This is a genomic window from Neobacillus sp. YX16 (genome assembly GCF_030123505.1).
In the GTDB taxonomy this organism is placed as follows: Bacteria; Bacillota; Bacilli; order Bacillales; family Cytobacillaceae; genus Neobacillus.
Window position 1 is genome coordinate 1,171,551 of sequence record NZ_CP126115.1, and the last position, 16,734, is coordinate 1,188,284.

Annotated in this window: 14 protein-coding genes and 1 riboswitch; of the genes, 7 read left to right on the forward strand and 7 right to left on the reverse strand. The window is 38.4% G+C overall.

Annotated elements, in window-relative coordinates; genetic code table 11:
- Nucleotides 1-243: 243 nt before the first annotated feature.
- The gene (locus QNH48_RS05740) at nucleotides 244-1,515 is read right to left on the reverse strand and encodes an MDR family MFS transporter (protein WP_283954147.1); all 1,272 of its coding nucleotides are present in this window, start codon (nucleotides 1,513-1,515) and stop codon (nucleotides 244-246) included.
- Nucleotides 1,516-1,771: 256 nt separating this feature from the next.
- Here QNH48_RS05740 and QNH48_RS05745 point away from each other — a divergent pair, with 256 nt between their 5' ends.
- Nucleotides 1,772-3,961 (forward strand): DNA topoisomerase III, encoded by a 2,190-nt coding sequence (locus QNH48_RS05745; RefSeq protein WP_283954148.1) that lies wholly within the window; start codon nucleotides 1,772-1,774, stop codon nucleotides 3,959-3,961.
- Between the two features lie 297 nt (nucleotides 3,962-4,258).
- A complete protein-coding gene (gene hutH, locus QNH48_RS05750) occupies nucleotides 4,259-5,776 on the forward strand; it encodes a histidine ammonia-lyase (protein WP_283954149.1) in 1,518 nt (505 codons plus the stop codon).
- Nucleotides 5,777-5,849: 73 nt separating this feature from the next.
- On the opposite strand, the gene ltrA is transcribed toward hutH, so the two are convergent.
- Both ltrA and QNH48_RS05760 read right to left on the reverse strand, forming a co-directional pair.
- Nucleotides 5,850-7,109 (reverse strand): group II intron reverse transcriptase/maturase, encoded by a 1,260-nt coding sequence (gene ltrA, locus QNH48_RS05755; RefSeq protein WP_283955690.1) that lies wholly within the window; start codon nucleotides 7,107-7,109, stop codon nucleotides 5,850-5,852.
- A 581-nt stretch (nucleotides 7,110-7,690) separates the two neighbouring features.
- On the reverse strand, nucleotides 7,691-7,855 hold the full coding sequence (locus QNH48_RS05760) for a hypothetical protein (protein WP_165979187.1): 165 nt from the start codon (nucleotides 7,853-7,855) through the stop codon (nucleotides 7,691-7,693).
- Nucleotides 7,856-8,472: 617 nt separating this feature from the next.
- Nucleotides 8,473-8,560: riboswitch (cyclic di-GMP riboswitch) on the forward strand.
- A 26-nt stretch (nucleotides 8,561-8,586) separates the two neighbouring features.
- Between QNH48_RS05760 and QNH48_RS05765 the strand changes: the two genes are divergently transcribed.
- Nucleotides 8,587-8,742: an anti-repressor SinI family protein gene (locus QNH48_RS05765; RefSeq protein WP_283954150.1), complete on the forward strand. Its 156-nt coding sequence runs from the start codon at nucleotides 8,587-8,589 to the stop codon at nucleotides 8,740-8,742.
- Between the two features lie 200 nt (nucleotides 8,743-8,942).
- Here the strand turns inward: QNH48_RS05765 and QNH48_RS05770 are convergent, their stop codons facing one another.
- Complete coding sequence (locus QNH48_RS05770) at nucleotides 8,943-9,272, reverse strand: helix-turn-helix domain-containing protein (protein ID WP_283954151.1); 330 nt, start codon at nucleotides 9,270-9,272, stop codon at nucleotides 8,943-8,945.
- A 207-nt stretch (nucleotides 9,273-9,479) separates the two neighbouring features.
- Between QNH48_RS05770 and map the strand changes: the two genes are divergently transcribed.
- On the forward strand, nucleotides 9,480-10,232 hold the full coding sequence (map, locus tag QNH48_RS05775) for a type I methionyl aminopeptidase (protein ID WP_283955695.1): 753 nt from the start codon (nucleotides 9,480-9,482) through the stop codon (nucleotides 10,230-10,232).
- Nucleotides 10,233-10,256: 24 nt separating this feature from the next.
- Here the strand turns inward: map and QNH48_RS05780 are convergent, their stop codons facing one another.
- Complete coding sequence (locus QNH48_RS05780; protein ID WP_045524415.1) at nucleotides 10,257-10,484, reverse strand: DUF1128 domain-containing protein; 228 nt, start codon at nucleotides 10,482-10,484, stop codon at nucleotides 10,257-10,259.
- A 233-nt stretch (nucleotides 10,485-10,717) separates the two neighbouring features.
- Between QNH48_RS05780 and QNH48_RS05785 the strand changes: the two genes are divergently transcribed.
- Nucleotides 10,718-11,098, forward strand: coding sequence for a YtxH domain-containing protein (locus tag QNH48_RS05785; protein WP_283954152.1), 381 nt, complete (start codon nucleotides 10,718-10,720; stop codon nucleotides 11,096-11,098).
- Between the two features lie 39 nt (nucleotides 11,099-11,137).
- Nucleotides 11,138-11,974, forward strand: coding sequence for a YihY/virulence factor BrkB family protein (locus tag QNH48_RS05790; RefSeq protein ID WP_283954153.1), 837 nt, complete (start codon nucleotides 11,138-11,140; stop codon nucleotides 11,972-11,974).
- Between the two features lie 206 nt (nucleotides 11,975-12,180).
- On the opposite strand, the gene QNH48_RS05795 is transcribed toward QNH48_RS05790, so the two are convergent.
- Both QNH48_RS05795 and QNH48_RS05800 read right to left on the reverse strand, forming a co-directional pair.
- Nucleotides 12,181-14,097, reverse strand: coding sequence for a heavy metal translocating P-type ATPase (locus QNH48_RS05795; RefSeq protein WP_283954154.1), 1,917 nt, complete (start codon nucleotides 14,095-14,097; stop codon nucleotides 12,181-12,183).
- Nucleotides 14,098-14,273: 176 nt separating this feature from the next.
- Nucleotides 14,274-15,455, reverse strand: a complete 1,182-nt coding sequence (locus QNH48_RS05800) for an MFS transporter (protein ID WP_283954155.1) — start codon at nucleotides 15,453-15,455, stop codon at nucleotides 14,274-14,276.
- 188 nt (nucleotides 15,456-15,643) lie between these two features.
- Here QNH48_RS05800 and cax point away from each other — a divergent pair, with 188 nt between their 5' ends.
- Entirely contained in the window at nucleotides 15,644-16,696 is a 1,053-nt protein-coding gene (cax, locus tag QNH48_RS05805) for a calcium/proton exchanger (RefSeq protein ID WP_283954156.1), read from the forward strand.
- The last annotated feature ends 38 nt before the right edge of the window (nucleotides 16,697-16,734 follow it).

The following is a 16,734-nucleotide window of genomic DNA, read 5'->3' on the forward strand; positions in this document are numbered from 1 at the left end:
CTTTGATTTTGGCACTCTGTTGATTGGAACGGAAGGCACGAGACTCCTCGAAAATGCTATCGCATTTTCTTCGTGCGTGGGGGGATTCGTGGATATGAAATTCAATGTCCTGCGGGAGGACGGGGCAGGGGAGACCCCGCTTATCTCTTAGCGCCGAGGAGGCTTCCCGAACCGCCCGCGGAAAGCGAAGTGCCTTTCGTTACAATCAACAGACTACTTTACCACAGCCTATAAAAAAGGATCCTAACTAGGATCCAATGCTGTTTTCTTTTCAAATGAATGAAACATTAGCCAATACAATCCTGCACTTGCAAGTGCCAGCAGGGAAAGTACAAAAAATGTCCACTCATACCCTATCAAAACGGTCAAAGGTATTGATAATGGAGCGATGGTGCGGCTGATTGTGAATCTCAAGCTGGCAGCAGCAAAATATTGCCCTCTCATATGCTCGGGTGCAAGCTTGGAGACAAAGCTTTGTTGAATTCCAGCTCCCATTAACTCTGCAAAGGTAAAGACAGCCATTGCAATGATAAATCCCCAAATCCAATGAGTCTGACTAAAAAGTACAATGGAAATGGCATATATGATAGATGAAAGAACAAATACATTCCGTTCCTTATATTTACCCATCCATTTAGTAATCCCAACCGTTAGTAATGCAACGAGGAAGCCATTTTCTGCAAGAACAATTCCAAAGGCTTGCTCACCCTTAACGGTGAATGACCAGTCTCCGATAGAAAATAGAGTCTGCAAATCGATTACGTCTTTCATATAAACAGGAAATAATAAATCCAATTGCATAAAAGTTTGACCCGCTAAGACGCCTGCAATAATAAAAAGCAAAAAGGTCTTATCTTTTATGATTAATGTGTAGTCCTTTAACTGGTTCTGTAAGAAAAAGTACCATTTTCCTTCCGCTTCCAAGGGGTTGATTTTTTGTATTGGTGCTGTTTCCCGCGTAAACTTTGCTAATATTAAGCCTAGTAACATACAAACAATACCAGCAAAGAGTAACGTTTCAAAACGATAATTCACATAAAAAATTGCCCCTAAAATAGGACCAATAACTACGGCGATATTAATGGAAGTATAGAAAATGGCAAATACATTGCTTCGATCTTTTTCTTCAACGACATCAGCGACCATCGCTTGACTGGCAGGCCAATAAAACGAACCAAATACACCAGCAATCGCGAAGGAAATAAATCCTATCCAAGGAGAATCAAGCCAAGGAGAACTTGCGATTGCAAAAGCTATAAAAGAAAGTCCTTGTCCAAAGGCTGAGAGAACCATCATGCGTTTCCTTCCAAAACGATCGGCACAATATCCACCCATTAAATTGGCCAATACTGAGAAAACCTGTGAAAATACCAACAAAAATCCTGCTTTATTTTTGCCGAACGCCTCAGCGAAATAAATCGTCAAAAATGGAAAGAACATCCAAAACGTAATGTTCATCATGGCTTCGCTAAATAAGCGAACTTTTAAGTTAGGATCCCAATCTCTAATCCTCATGTAGTACCTCCAAAACCAATATGTATGATAGCTAATACATCATACTATCCTCAAATAGGAAAATACAAGAAAAAAGCAGGAGTTTCTGTGCACCTTCTTAGTCAATTAATCCTCCTAATCTTTACAAAGCCTACTATAATTAGTCTCACAGGCAAGCAATGTCTATTTTGACGGCTAAATAAGAAGTCTATACCTTTCCCACGCTGAAACTATGGTATATTAGACGGTACATAGTCAGTAAAGGAGTTCTTAAAAAATGGCAAAAAGTATAGTAATTGCTGAGAAACCTTCCGTTGCACGTGATATCGCAAATGTATTAAAGTGTACGAAGAAAGGCAATGGATTTTTAGAAGGAAACAATTATATCGTTACTTGGGCGCTAGGACATTTAGTAACTTTAGCAGATCCTGAGGTATATGATAATAAATATAAAACATGGAACCTGGAAGATCTTCCTATGCTTCCAGAACGCATGAAATTAGTTGTCATGAAACAAACTGGAAAGCAGTTTAATACTGTAAAAACACAATTAAGCCGTAGTGATGTGAATGAAATAATTGTGGCTACTGATGCAGGGAGAGAAGGAGAATTAGTTGCACGTTGGATTATTGATAAAGCAAACGTTCATAAGCCAATCAAACGTCTGTGGATTTCCTCTGTAACAGATAAAGCGATTAAAGATGGATTCAATAACTTAAAGCCTGGTAAAGCTTATGAAAACTTATATGCTTCAGCAGTAGCCCGTTCGGAGGCAGACTGGTACATCGGTTTAAATGCAACTCGTGCATTAACAACCAAATTTAATGCTCAATTAAACTGTGGTCGTGTACAGACACCAACAGTTGCCATGGTTGCAACACGGGAAGATGAAATAAAAAGCTTCAAACCTCAAACATATTATGGCATTGAAGTTCAAACAGATGGACTTAAATTAACGTGGCAAGATAGAAATGGTAATAGTCGCAGCTTTAATAAAGAAAAAATCGATGCAATCGTTAAATCACTTGGACGTAAAGATGCAACGGTTGTTTTCATTGACCGTAAAGCAAAGAAGACATTCGCACCTGCTCTATATGATTTAACAGAGTTACAACGTAATGCCAATAAAATCTTTGGTTATTCAGCTAAAGAAACCCTAAATATCATGCAAAAACTGTACGAGCAGCATAAAGTGTTAACCTATCCTCGTACAGACTCACGTTATTTATCTTCAGACATTGTTAGTACGCTTCCAGAACGTTTAAGGGCGTGTGGTGCAGGTGAATATCGTTCTCTTGCAAATAAAGTGTTAACAAAGCCAATTAAAGCAACAAACGCCTTTGTAGATGATAAGAAAGTAAGTGACCACCACGCCATTATTCCAACTGAAGGTTATGTGAATTTCTCAAGCTTTACAGATAAAGAACGTAAAATATATGACCTTGTCGTAAAACGTTTCTTAGCTGTATTATTCCCTGCCTTTGAATACGAGCAGTTAACCGTACAAGCAAATATTGGTGATGAAAAATTCATTGCTAAAGGAAAATCGGTTATTAATGCTGGTTGGAAAGAAGTGTACGAAAACCGATTCGATGATGAAGAATCAACTGATGATATAAAAGAGCAGTTATTACCTCGTCTTGAAAAAGGTGATGTATTAATAACAAAGTTAATCGCACAAACATCAGGTCAAACAAAGCCGCCTGCACGCTTTACAGAGGCTACTATTCTGTCAGCTATGGAAAATCCTACGAAGTACATGGAAACAAACGATAAGAAGCTTGCAGATACGTTAAAATCAACTGGTGGACTTGGTACAGTTGCAACTCGTGCTGATATTATTGAGAAATTATTCAATTCATTCCTCATTGAAAAACGTGGTGGAAAAGAAATCTATATCACGTCTAAAGGTCGTCAACTACTAGAGTTAGTACCAGGAGAATTAAAATCACCAGCGACAACGGCTGAGTGGGAACAAAAACTTGAGCTCATTGCTAAAGGGAAACTAAAAAAAGATGTATTCATAAATGAAATGAAAGAACATACAAAAAAAATCGTGGCAGAAATTAAAGCAAGCGATAAAAAATACAAGCACGACAACATTTCCACAAAATCATGCCCTGACTGTGGAAAACCAATGCTAGAAGTAAACGGCAAGAAAGGCAAAATGCTTGTCTGCCAAGATCGTGAATGTGGTCATAAAAAGAATGTCTCACGTGTAACCAACGCACGCTGTCCTCAATGTAAAAAGAAAATGGAACTTCGAGGTGAAGGTAACGGTCAAATCTTCGCATGTGCATGTGGATATCGTGAGAAACTATCTGCTTTTGAAGCACGACGTAAGAAAGAAAGTGGTGGAAAAGTGGATAAACGTACCGTTCAGAATTATTTAAAACAGCAAGAAAAAGAAGCTGAACCGATTAATAATGCTTTTGCAGACTTATTAAAAGGGATAAAATTTGATTAAATGATCAAAAAAGTTGAAGTGTCCATCTAGAAGTTTAGATAGGCACTTCAACTTTTTTGTATTATTGTGCTAAAGTATTATCGCGCTAAAATTCTGACAATTCTGTTGACAATCAAGCTTTTCATCACATACAATAACTATTAGAATAAAAATATTTGAATGGACTGATAACCTATGAGACATCCAAAAACAAAATATTATTCGAATATGTTAATAAAAGAGGCTGGACTCCAAATCTAATCAGAAATGGAATCCAGCCTCTTTCTTTATTCTATTAAAGTGGTAGAGGTGAGAAATGTGATTATGCTAACAGGTCAAAGTTTAACATTGGATCAAATGAAAGAAGTTTTATATCGAAAAGAGAAGGTTTTTGCTTCGGAAAAAAGTATGGATCTAGTAAAAAAGAGCCGTGAAGCGGTAGAGAAAATCGTTTCCGAGCGCAAAGTAGTTTATGGTATTAATACGGGATTTGGGAAATTTAGTGATGTATTAATTGATAAAGAGCACGTCAGGGATTTACAGCTTAATTTAATTCGCTCACATGCTTGTGGAGTGGGAGACCCTTTTCCGGAAATTGTTTCAAAAGCAATGGTTCTTTTACGTGCGAATGCCCTTTTAAAAGGGTATTCAGGCGTTCGGCCAATACTGATTGAGAAGCTTTTAGAACTCGTTAATACAGAAATCATACCGGTCATTCCTCAGCAAGGTTCATTGGGTGCGAGCGGTGATTTGGCTCCTCTCTCCCATTTAGCTTTAGTTCTGATAGGGGAAGGTGAGGTATTTTACAAAGGAAATCGGATGGAATCAATCCATGCGCTTCAAATGGAAGGAATCCTGCCGCTAATATTAGAGGCAAAAGAAGGTCTTGCATTAATTAATGGAACCCAGGCGATGACAGCTATGGGGGTTGTTGGATATCTTGAAGCTGAACAGCTGGCATTTGAAAGTGAGCTTATTGCAGCCATGACAATGGAAGGGCTAAATGGAATCATTGATGCATTTGCTGAGGAAGTTCATGTAGCAAGGGGCTACCAGCAGCAGATTGATACGGCAGCGAGAATCCGCAGGTATTTAAGTGATAGTTTATTAACCACAGTTCAAGGAGAATATCGTGTTCAGGACGCTTATTCCCTAAGATGTATTCCTCAGGTACACGGGGCATCGTGGCAGGCACTTGATTATGTTAAGGAAAAATTAGAAATCGAAATGAATGCAGCTACAGACAATCCACTCATTTTTGATGATGGAGAAAAGGTTATTTCTGGAGGGAATTTTCATGGTCAGCCAATTGCCTTCGCAATGGATTTTATGAAGATTGCAGTTGCGGAGCTTGCCAATATATCTGAAAGACGGATTGAGCGATTAGTAAACCCACAGCTGAACGATCTGCCGCCTTTCCTAAGTCCTGAACCTGGTTTGCAGTCAGGTGCGATGATTATGCAATATGCTGCGGCGTCGTTGGTATCTGAAAATAAAACACTTGCCCATCCAGCCAGTGTTGATTCTATTCCCTCATCTGCAAACCAGGAAGACCATGTGAGTATGGGTACCATTGCCTCTAGACATGCCTATCAAATCATTCAGAATGCTAGACGAGTGCTGGCGATTGAACTCATTTGTGCTATGCAGGCAGTTGAAATTCGCGGGGTGGAGAAAATGGCATGCCAGACAAAGAAGATATATGAGAAGGGGAGAGAGCTTGTTCCTTCTATAAAGAAGGATCGAATCTTTTCAAAGGATATCGAGAGGGCTGCAGAAGGTCTTAAAGAATGGGACCTAAAGAAACTCATTCAAAAATTTGAAAATGTTAAATAATCGAGTAGGAGGGGGTGACTAACCCCCGACCTCTCACACCACCGTACGTACCGTTCGGTATACGGCGGTTCTATTAAGATTGACGTAAAGTTTCATAACGGTTATATAGACTTTTCAACCCTCGTTGACTCCAATATGAGTTATCGAGGGTTTTGTGTAATATTGGGCTACAGGCGATTCTCCAGTATTTCTTTCTGGAGTTGCCCCATTCGTGCGCCTTGTAACCAGGGACGCCTAAACCAATCAGTTTTCTAACTCTAGTTTTAGATTTCTTCCACTGTTTCCATTCGCACATTCTTAGCCTTCTTCTTATCCATTCATCAAATTCTTTGAATTTGCTTGGAGTGTCCGCTAAAGCGAAGTACCCGCACCATCCTGTAAGATAGCGGTTTAACATTTCAATTCTTACCTCAAGTGGGATAGGTTTTGACCGAGAGGTAATTTCTCGAATCTTCGTCTTAAAGCGTTTAATGCTTTGTTTCGCTATTCGCACCTTCGGTTCTTTATTAAATGTGAAACTGAAACCAAGAAATTTCCGTTTCCACGGACGGTCGATTGCCGACTTATCCCTGTTTACCTTCAATTTTAGTTTCTGCTCAATAATCGTCGTAATGGATTCCATCACACGTTCCCCTGCTTTTAATGACTTAACATAAATGTTGCAGTCATCCGCATAACGGACAAACTTATGCCCTCTGGCTTCCAATTCTTTATCTAATTTATCAAGAATTATGTTTGAAAGTAGTGGACTGAGAGGTCCCCCTTGCGGAGTACCTTCCTCCGTTGATTGTACGACCCCATTAAGCATTACACCTGATTGAAGGTATTTCCTGATTAGTTTGAGAAGAATGCGGTCTTCAATTCTCTTAGCGAGTATTCCCATCAGTATGTCATGATTAACCTTATCAAAGAATTTCTCTAAGTCCATATCAATTACCCAGCGGTAACCTTCTTTGATATAACCCTTTGCCTTTCTTACCGCATTATGGGCGCTCCTGTTAGGTCGGAAACCATAGCTGTTTTCAGAAAATGTTGGATCAAAGATTGAGGTTAATACTTGGGCGATTGCCTGTTGGATGAAACGGTCTGTCACAGTCGGTATGCCTAAAAGCCTTATCCCTCCGCCTGGTTTCGGGATTTCGACACGGCGAACAGGAGAAGGTTGATAGTTACCTGTTCTCAAAGTTTCCCGAAGGGAATCCCAGTTTTCATAGAGATGTCGTCGTAGGAATTTTACGGACATTCCATCTATGCCGTGACTTCCTTTGTTCTGCTCTACCCTTTTTAGGGCAGTTAAGAGATTTTCCCGTGATAGAATTAGTTCCATTAACATGATGTTATCCTTTCTACGTGAATGAAGGTTCTGTTTATGCCGACTTTTGCTCCACCCTCCTAGAGTCCCCAACGGATTCACCGCTTCCTCCTTTAGGTAGGTCCTTTCGGATTGTCTGTGTTCAATGCAATCACCGAATGTGCAGACTTCATTCTTTCTTAATAGTTCAGTCCTTCCCATTCTTTCTCGAGTAAGAATGGTACTATGACTTCTGCTGACTTCTGATTGTTCAGCTATCCATTGCTAGATAGTTTACCAAGTGTACTTGGCTTATCAATCAGATCTCCCCGGGTAAGAGTACAGTCTTTCCCTCCATCTATCTGCTTCATTTACTCTGTACCACCTTCGGCAGTAAGGACTTTGTTTTGTGTTGCAAACTCATCCAATGATACCTAGCCTTATATGAAGTTCGTGTTCCTCAGACCGGAGGTTTGCCGCTCGCTTCCTTCAGATTCCGCATCACCGCGGACACCCTTGCGTTAGGCTAACCATTACTACTGCCTTCATGGTTCGGGACTTTCACCCTAGAGACTGCACCCATGCCGGGCGCACAACAAAAAAGGCGTGAAAATTCACGCCTTTTACTCTATGTCTTCTGTTTCAACTCTATTCTTAAATGCTTCTCGTACTACAAGGAACTCTTCGTCCCCAATAGCATCCTTTGAATGCCTTTCAGTTTGGTTATCCTTTGGTAAATTTCCAGGATGACCTTTCTTCTTGTGATTAAAATGTTCTCCACGTGCCAAATTAAACACTCCTTTCGTCTACGAATGTATCATTCCCAAACGAAGGAAATTTATTAGTGAAGATGGGAGGATTAGTGAATTATTCCTCGCTCCCTTTTTCATCAGACTTTACAGGGCTGCACATGCGGTCAATAAGGAAACCGAAAAACACTAAAAAGCCAATTGGAATTACATAATTCAATACATGAATGGTTGTCATCGACTGAACTCACCTCTTTTATTTGAATATTTATAATATTTAGTATATTGTAAAATTGGTAACAATAATTGTCAATTGTCACAAAATAGACAAATTTCACAGTATTTTCTAGCCTTTTTAACCTATATTACAAAGTTTTTCCTTAGGGAAAATATCTCAATTTCGACTATAAAATTCCTTATTTTCCATTAAACTTCCATTAAAATGATAAGCTTTCTACATTTTGCGAAACATTCAAAGGAGTTTTTGTAGAAAAATGGAATAATTTGTGTAAATAAATGATTCGAAAAATTAATATTTCTGACAAAATACAACACGATACTAAAAAAGTACTATATATAATGAACATAGTAATGATTAAGTAGGAAGAGTTGTCTACAAAATATACTGAATAATCAATGATTTATGAGGAATATGAAACAGAAAAAGGCAAACCTATTGAAAAATGGAGACGCAAAGCCGAGGATCTAAGGTATATATTTTACTATGATGGCCGGGCTGCCTGGAATACGAATATGTATTTTTGGGGTGAATGAACGTGGCAATAACGGATGGTATGATGAATGGAATGGATGCAGAATGGTTAGCTCTTATCGTAGAAGCAAAAGCTTTAGGGATTTCGAAGGAAACAATTCTTGATTTTCTTCATCAGAACGAAGTTAGAGATGTACTAGTAAAGAATTGCTAAGATACATAAAGGAACAAAGCATACTACAAAAATAAGGTAGTATGCTTTGTTCGTTTACTTGTCCAGCTGCAGGCGCCATCGGCTCGAGAGAAAAAGATAAACCGCTTTTTCCTCGGTCATAATCCAATCCGTCCAAAAGGCTAAAAATCAACCTTTTTGTCTATGCTTGTCGCCGATAGGCGGGCGCCTTCCGCTTTTCTTTATTCATTATTATTCTGACCGATTCGCCACTTATTAAATTCAATAAAATCGCGAAATTGATCTTTCGATACACCAGAATCCATTGCTTCTTTTACAATGTTCATCCAATCACTATCTAATTCTTCTTTGTTTATCTGTTCATTTATTAGATGTTCAACAGGTACGTTTAATACAGAAGAAATTTTTTCAAGGAACTGAATTGACGGATTCCTTTGCAGGTTTCTTTCCAGAGAGCTTAAATATGATTTAGCAACTCCTGCTTGCTCAGCAAGTTCTGATAATGACATTTTTTTTTCTAAACGAAGTTTTTTAACACGATCACCGATCATTGGGCTCACACACCTAATATTTATTATTACTACAATAATTTTATCAGAAAAGATGGAAAAGTTCCATATTAAGAACGGCTGATTTACACAAAAATATTTCAAAATAGCATAAACTTTTTGAAATAATGGTTTGTTAACGATAATATTAAAGAGTGTTTCCAATTCTGCAAAAATACATAAAAATAATAAAAAAAGGTTGGGAAGATGATGATTGTTCTTAAATCACAGCGGGAAATCGATGCGATGAAAAAAGCAGGAGAAATTCTTGCATCCTGTCATAAAGAAATTGCAAAAATGATAAAACCAGGTGTAACAACCTGGGAGATTGATCAGTTTGTAGATGAATTCCTTGAAAAACACAAGGCAACCCCACAGCAAAAGGGCTATAAGGGATATAAATATGCTACCTGTGCCAGTATTAATGACGAAATATGCCATGGCTTTCCTAGAAAAGAGCCATTAAATGAAGGGGACATAGTCACCATCGATATGGTTGTTAATTATAACGGAGGGCTAGCCGATTCTGCATGGTCCTATGCTGTTGGGAAGGTTTCAAAGGAGACTAAACATTTATTAAATGTTACGAAGGAGGCACTTTATAAAGGAATTGCAGCGGCTGTCCCTGGTAATAGAATCGGAGATATCGGACACGCGATTCAAACGTATGTAGAAGGAGAAGGTTTTTCAGTTGTTCGTGATTTTATTGGCCATGGAATTGGGGCTGTCATTCATGAGAAACCGGATGTACCACATTACGGACTGCCAGGAAAAGGACCAAGGATTAAAGAAGGAATGGTGTTTACAATCGAGCCAATGGTCAATGTCGGCATGTATCAAACCAAAATGGATACAAATGGCTGGACAGCTAGGACCATTGATGGTAAATTTTCTGCTCAATATGAACATACCATTGCCATCACTAAGGATGGACCGATTATTTTAACTGAACAGGATAAATAAAAAACAGATCTCCTTGAGATCTGTTTACTTATTTTTTCGTAGATTTCCTAGCTCTTCTACCAAGGCTTGCATTTCATTTGGGCTAAAAGATGGTTTTTTAATAACCATTTCATAAATTTCTTTTAATTCCTCATACATTTCTTCATCAAAGTGTGAAGGTTTTATGGCTCCAAGATTTAATACCTTTAATTTTTCCTTGATTTGTTCAATCATAAACTCTACATTTTCTGTTGTTTTTTCTGATAGATTCATCCTGTCACCCTTTCAGCATTCGTAACTTTATCTTTTCATTATCAATGGCAGATGTCAATCTAAACATGTTTTATTGCGTCTATTGATGGGTAATAAAAATAATGTATAAATATATGGACAATCCTTGCATTTGGCAGCAAGCTTAAAGCAAAATATAAAGTGGAGTATATTGGTATTTTTTTCATAATGATGAAAACAATGATAAAAACATTCCGAAAGGAGAGGTTAAAAAAATGGGTAAAAATTTATTTTTAAAAGGCATTTTCTATGGAGCGATAGTGGGTGGAGCTCTAAGTTTATTAGATAAAAAGACACGACAAGATATGAAGGTCAATGTAAAAAAAGGGTATGAGCAGGTATCTTATATTGCTCGCCATCCTGGAGAAATAACGGAAAATATTAAAGGGACTGCTGAAAAAATTAGAAACACGATTGAGCAGGTCAGCGAGGACATTTCTTATATTACCGGAAAAGTGGACGAACTTCGAGAGTTAACTCCTCAAGTAAAGGAAATTGTTAAAGAGACAAAGAGTACTTTTTCTAATCATGAGGATTCAGACGTAGAAGAGCTGTTAAAAGAGGTTGTTGTGGAAGAAGACTCAAAAGAAAAGTAACCAAATATAAATTGGATCCGTTGAAGGGAGAGGTGAGAAATGGAGAAATCAGTGAATGTTCGTAAATCTTTGTTAAGGTTGCTTTGGCATCGGATAGAAGAAGATGATATTCCAGGTTTATCAGCGCAACTTGCCTATTTCTTTCTTCTTTCACTTTTTCCACTCCTCATTTTCATTTTTACATTATTGCCATATCTGCCCATTCAGCATCACGATATACTTGGGGGGATTGCAGACTTTGCCCCTCCTCAGACGATGGAGTTAATTGAAAAGAATGTAAATTATGTCATGAATAATCGAAATGGTAGTTTACTTTCATTCGGTGTAATTGGGACCATTTGGTCGGCATCTAATGGAATTCACGCTCTGGTAAGAGCTTTTAACAAAGCCTACAATGTGAAAGAAAGTCGTTCGTTTATTGTTTCTAGAGCAATGGCCATCGTGCTGACCATCGGGATGATTTTTGTTTTTATTGTTGCCGTTTTACTTCCGATATTCGGAAGGGAAATTGGAATATTTCTTTTCTCCTATTTAGGTTTTAAGCTGGAATTCCTCCGTATATGGGAAATGTTAAGATTAGTCATCAGTGGCATTATCCTATTTTTAATATTCACTGGATTATATTGGATTGCTCCTAATGTTAAATTACGCTGTAGAAGTGCTTTTCCGGGAGCTGGTTTTGCAACCGTAGGCTGGATTCTTTCGTCATATGCTTTATCTTTCTACGTAAGTAAGTTTAACAACTTTTCACTGACCTATGGGAGTATTGGAGCCATCATTGTTTTACTAATTTGGTTATATATATCTGGGTTTATTATCATTATCGGCGGCGAGATAAATGCTTTCTATAGTGAGAAGAATAAAACCAACTGTTAAAATTTTTCTTTATGAAAAATTTTTTATTGCAAACAATATAGATGGGGAACAGAAAACAAATAGGGGGCTCACCATGACAAAACAAACAAAAAAAGATGGCGGAACAAAGCAAAAGGGTAAAGGCAGTAAAGGAAATAAAACATCTGGTTCTGCTAACGGCAGCAACGGATATCATTAAATAGAACCGGGCTTGATAGCCCGGTTCATTAATTTTTTAATAGTCTTAAACTATTCAAAATGACAAGAATAGTACTGCCTTCATGACCAATTACCCCAAATGGCAAATCCAGTAATTGGAAAAAGTTGGAAGAAATTAAGATCATGATCACAGTGATGGAGAAGATAACATTTTGTTTAATTATCCGATTCATCCGTTGTGAAAGATGAATGGCTTCTGCTATCTTTGGTAAATCATTTTTCATTAAGACGACATCCGCTGTTTCAAGTGCAACATCGGACCCTTCACCCATCGCAATTCCAACATTTGCAATGGCCAATGCCGGAGCGTCATTAATTCCATCTCCCACCATTGCAATGGTTTTGTATTTTTCTTTTAATTTTTTGAGCTGTTCCACTTTTTCTTCAGGCAGACATTCTGCAAAAAACTGATCGACATGACTTTCCCCTGCAATTGCTTTGGCAGTTTTCTCACTATCACCAGTAAGCATGACCGTGAAAATACCTTGTTGCTTTAAATGGTCGATTGCAAGTTTTGTTTCCTGTCTCACAACATCTTTTAACGCAATCATCGCAGCTAAACAATCGTTAACCTGCACAAATACAAGTGTATTGCCTTGGCTTGCCAGGTCAGCTGCTTTGCCGGCAGCGAATGAAAGTGCCGCCTCTTTTCCAACAAAATCAGCTTTGCCTATTTTCCACTGTTCACCATTTATTTCCGCTTTAACGCCCCACCCCGGAACATCTTCAAGGTTTTCAGGATGAACAAGGTCACGTTCAAGATTTTCTTTCACATACTTGACGATGGACTGTGCAAGAGGATGATTCGATTGATTTTCAATGGATGCTGTCTTCCATAAAAGCTCCATCTTATCAAAGTTTTCATTCACAATTATTTCGGTAACTTCAGGTTTTCCCTTTGTAAGAGTGCCAGTTTTGTCAAAAGCAATCGCTTCTAAGTGGCTGAGGTTCTCTAAATGCACGCCGCCTTTAACTAAAATACCTCGTTTTGCGCCATTTGAAATGGCAGACAATGTTGCAGGCATAATCGATGCTACCAGTGCACAAGGAGATGCGACCACCAAGAGTATCATTGCGCGGTAAAACGACTCATTCCAGCTCCAATCAAGTAGGAAATAGGGGAGGAACATCATCAATAAAACAGCAGCTAATACGGTTTTTACATAGGTTCCTTCAAAGCGTTCAATAAACAGCTGTGAAGGAGATTTTTCACTTTGAGCGGATTGCACAAGTTCAATTATTTTATGAAAGAGTGTTTCATTACTTGTTTTTGTTGTTTGGACGGTGATGGCTCCTGTTAAATTTACCGTCCCCGCAAATACTTCCTTTTCTAGGCCTTTTGAAACAGGCATTGATTCCCCAGTAATCGCAGCTTCATCAATGTTCGTATACCCATTCTTTATAATGCCATCTGAAGGAATTCTTTCTCCAGGCTTTACGAGAATCTGGTCGCCAACTTTTAGCTCGGAAACGGGGACACGCCTTTCAATCCCATTATTAATTAGAAGAGCTTCTTCCGGCTGAAGCTTCATCAGCGAGGAAATCTCTTTGTGACTCTTGTTCATGGTATAGGTTTCTAATGCACCACTAACAGCAAATATAAAAATCAAAATGGCACCTTCTGTCCAATAACCGATAATTGCAGAACCAATCGCAGCAAAAATCATCAGCATTTCAACGTTTAGCTGTTTGTTTTCATAGGTAGCTTCAATTCCTTCCTTGGCTTTGGCGAAGCCACCAATGACAAATGCCAATAAATAAAAGATAATGGAAGCAACATGATCCCCCGTTTTGTCCGTAATCCATCCCGCAGCAATGAAAACACCACTTAGTCCAGCAGCAATAAGTTCTACATGTGGTTTAATTTTTTCTATAATACCTACATTGGGTATTACCTTAGATAAACTCTTAGCATCCGTACTCATTTTCAGTTCCCCTCCCCGATCCTATATCTAACTGAGAAAAATAATCAAAATCATTACCCTTAAAAAACACGAAAGCTGTCATCAGAGAGATGACAGCAGACTTCACGAGATTTATTTTATTAAATTCATTTTATCATACATTTTATGTTAATTAAATTAAAGTGCTCCAAATAGTCTCAAGAGTTATGCTGCTCAACCATTGAATAAGTTTTTTTACCAAAAGCATAAATAATGATGGATAAGGTTAACAACATGGTACTAATAATATAAAAGAAACTTATTCTTTGGAAGAATTGAATAAATAATCCGCCAATAATGGGTCCGCTCAAACTTCCTAAGCTAAAGAATATACCACATAATAAATTCCCTGTTGCTAACAAATTCTTCGGAACTAAATCCGTCATATAACTGATTCCAAGTGAAAATGTCGATCCTACTACCATTCCTGATAAGAGGAAGGAGATGAAAAGTCCAATAAAGGAATGTTCAAATATGCTCGCGGATGTAAAAGTTAGAAATCCGAGAAGGAGAACAATCATTAAGACATTTCTTCTTCCATATGAATCGCTAAGAACTCCTAATGGCAGCTGCGTGATAATACTGCCTATGGCAAAGGCGGTTAGAATCAATGAAACACTTGCTACGTCGATATCCCTTCTGAGTGCATATACCGGAAAGCTGCCGTTTAGTGAAGATTCTAAAAAACCGTAGCAGAAAGGTGGAAGAAAAGCGACCCAGCCGTATTTCATCGTTTTTCTAAAGCGTTTGATGGTGTTAAAAAAAGAATTAATCTCTACTTCCTGCTCTGGAAACTCGTTCTTTAATGTAAATACAAATACCCAGCCGATTAAACACAAAATAGAGGAAACGATAAATGGCAATGCCTCATTAACATTTACAAGCGGTGTCATCAAAGGCCCGCTTGCAAAACCAATCCCAAAAAATAAGCCGTACAAAGAAATGTTCCGTCCTCTTTTTTCGGTTGGAGAGGAAGAGGTAATCCAGGTTTGGGTAGCAAAATGTAAGGCATGGTCCCCAATCCCGATGATGGCTCGCAAGAAAAACCAAAACCAAAAGGATTTCCACAATGGAAACAATGCAAGGGCAAGCACTACAAGCCCGCCGCCAAGTATAATCGTTGGTTTATACCCATATTTTCGCAGGGGTGCTTCCATAAAAGGTGAAACAAGAAGAATTCCAATATAGAGCGCAGTAGCATTTAATCCATTTAGAGACGAAGAAACCCCGCCTTTTTCAAAAATTACGGCAATAAGTGGAAGTAGCATTCCTTGTGAAAAACCAGAAATGGCGACAATGGTTACTAGAATCCAAAATCGAAAATTATTTTTGTTATGCATATATGACCCTCGTTAGTTTGATAATTGATACCCATTCGATGGTAACGAGAAAATAAGGCATTTGCAAGTAAAATATTCTTCGCGGTTTTAATGGAAGTAAAAATAGGGTACTCTCAAACAGTAGGGATTTTTATACAAATTTTGCGTTTTTATCCTTATTCATTTTTATGATTTTAGGAGGGGTATCTGTGGGAAAAATATTTATGCTGCTAACTTTTATTGGCGTCCCGCTTTCTGTGATTGGGACACTCATGCACTGGCCAACTATGATTCTTTTTGTTGTATATTGTATTTCAATTATCGCGCTGGCAAGCTATATGGGGAGAGCAACCGAAAGTTTGGCGATAGTCGCCGGACCACGGGTAGGCGGGCTCTTAAATGCTACATTTGGAAATGCTGTTGAATTGATTATTTCCATCTTTGCATTAAAGGAAGGATTGATTGGAGTTGTTCTCGCATCCTTAACGGGTTCTGTCCTCGGTAACCTGCTCCTTGTTGCTGGATTATCTTTTTTTATTGGAGGATTAAAATTTAAAAGGCAGAAATTTAATGTCCATGATGCGCGCCATAATTCTGGACTGCTCATGTTTGCGGTCATCGTTGCATTTGTAATACCAGAAGTTTTTTCAATGGAAATGAATGAGTCAAAAACATTAACCTTAAGTATCGGAATATCTGTTATTCTTATTTTGCTTTACCTCTCGGCATTATTCTTTAAATTGGTTACCCACCGAGGTGTTTATCAAAGTGAGCATAGTGAGTCTCATCAGGATGAAGTTCCAGAATGGAGTAAGGGAAAGGCAATCGGAGTTTTATTGGTTGCTACGTTAGCTGTCGCGTATATCTCCGAAAACCTTGTTCATACCTTTGAATATGTTGCAGAATCATTTGGCTGGACGGAGCTCTTTATCGGGGTGATTATCGTTGCGATTGTTGGGAATGCAGCTGAACATGCATCTGCAATCGTAATGGCATTTAAAAATAAAATGGACATTGCTATTGAGATTGCGATTGGTTCAACCTTACAAGTTGCTATGTTTGTGGCACCTGTGCTTGTTCTTATTTCACTGTTTTTTACGGAAACGATGCCACTTGTATTTACATTGCCTGAATTAATTGCCATGGTAACCTCTGTACTGCTCATGGTTGTAATATCGAATGACGGAGAATCAAACTGGTTTGAAGGACTGACCTTACTTGCTGCCTATTTTATTATGGGCATTGGGTTCTTCCTGCTATAAAGCAGAATCACGGAAAAAGACTCTGAGCCTGTCGGCAC

Bases quoted from the DNA above. Each gene is read 5' to 3' on its own strand.
- QNH48_RS05740 (WP_283954147.1), bottom strand. From the start codon at position 1,515: ATGAGGATTAGAGATTGGGATCCTAACTTAAAAGTTCGCTTATTTAGC.
- QNH48_RS05745 (WP_283954148.1), top strand. From the start codon at position 1,772: ATGGCAAAAAGTATAGTAATTGCTGAGAAACCTTCCGTTGCACGTGAT.
- ltrA (WP_283955690.1), bottom strand. From the start codon at position 7,109: ATGTTAATGGAACTAATTCTATCACGGGAAAATCTCTTAACTGCCCTA.
- QNH48_RS05765 (WP_283954150.1), top strand. From the start codon at position 8,587: ATGAACGTGGCAATAACGGATGGTATGATGAATGGAATGGATGCAGAA.
- QNH48_RS05770 (WP_283954151.1), bottom strand. From the start codon at position 9,272: ATGATCGGTGATCGTGTTAAAAAACTTCGTTTAGAAAAAAAAATGTCA.
- map (WP_283955695.1), top strand. From the start codon at position 9,480: ATGATTGTTCTTAAATCACAGCGGGAAATCGATGCGATGAAAAAAGCA.
- QNH48_RS05780 (WP_045524415.1), bottom strand. From the start codon at position 10,484: ATGAATCTATCAGAAAAAACAACAGAAAATGTAGAGTTTATGATTGAA.
- QNH48_RS05785 (WP_283954152.1), top strand. From the start codon at position 10,718: ATGGGTAAAAATTTATTTTTAAAAGGCATTTTCTATGGAGCGATAGTG.
- QNH48_RS05790 (WP_283954153.1), top strand. From the start codon at position 11,138: ATGGAGAAATCAGTGAATGTTCGTAAATCTTTGTTAAGGTTGCTTTGG.
- QNH48_RS05795 (WP_283954154.1), bottom strand. From the start codon at position 14,097: ATGAGTACGGATGCTAAGAGTTTATCTAAGGTAATACCCAATGTAGGT.
- QNH48_RS05800 (WP_283954155.1), bottom strand. From the start codon at position 15,455: ATGCATAACAAAAATAATTTTCGATTTTGGATTCTAGTAACCATTGTC.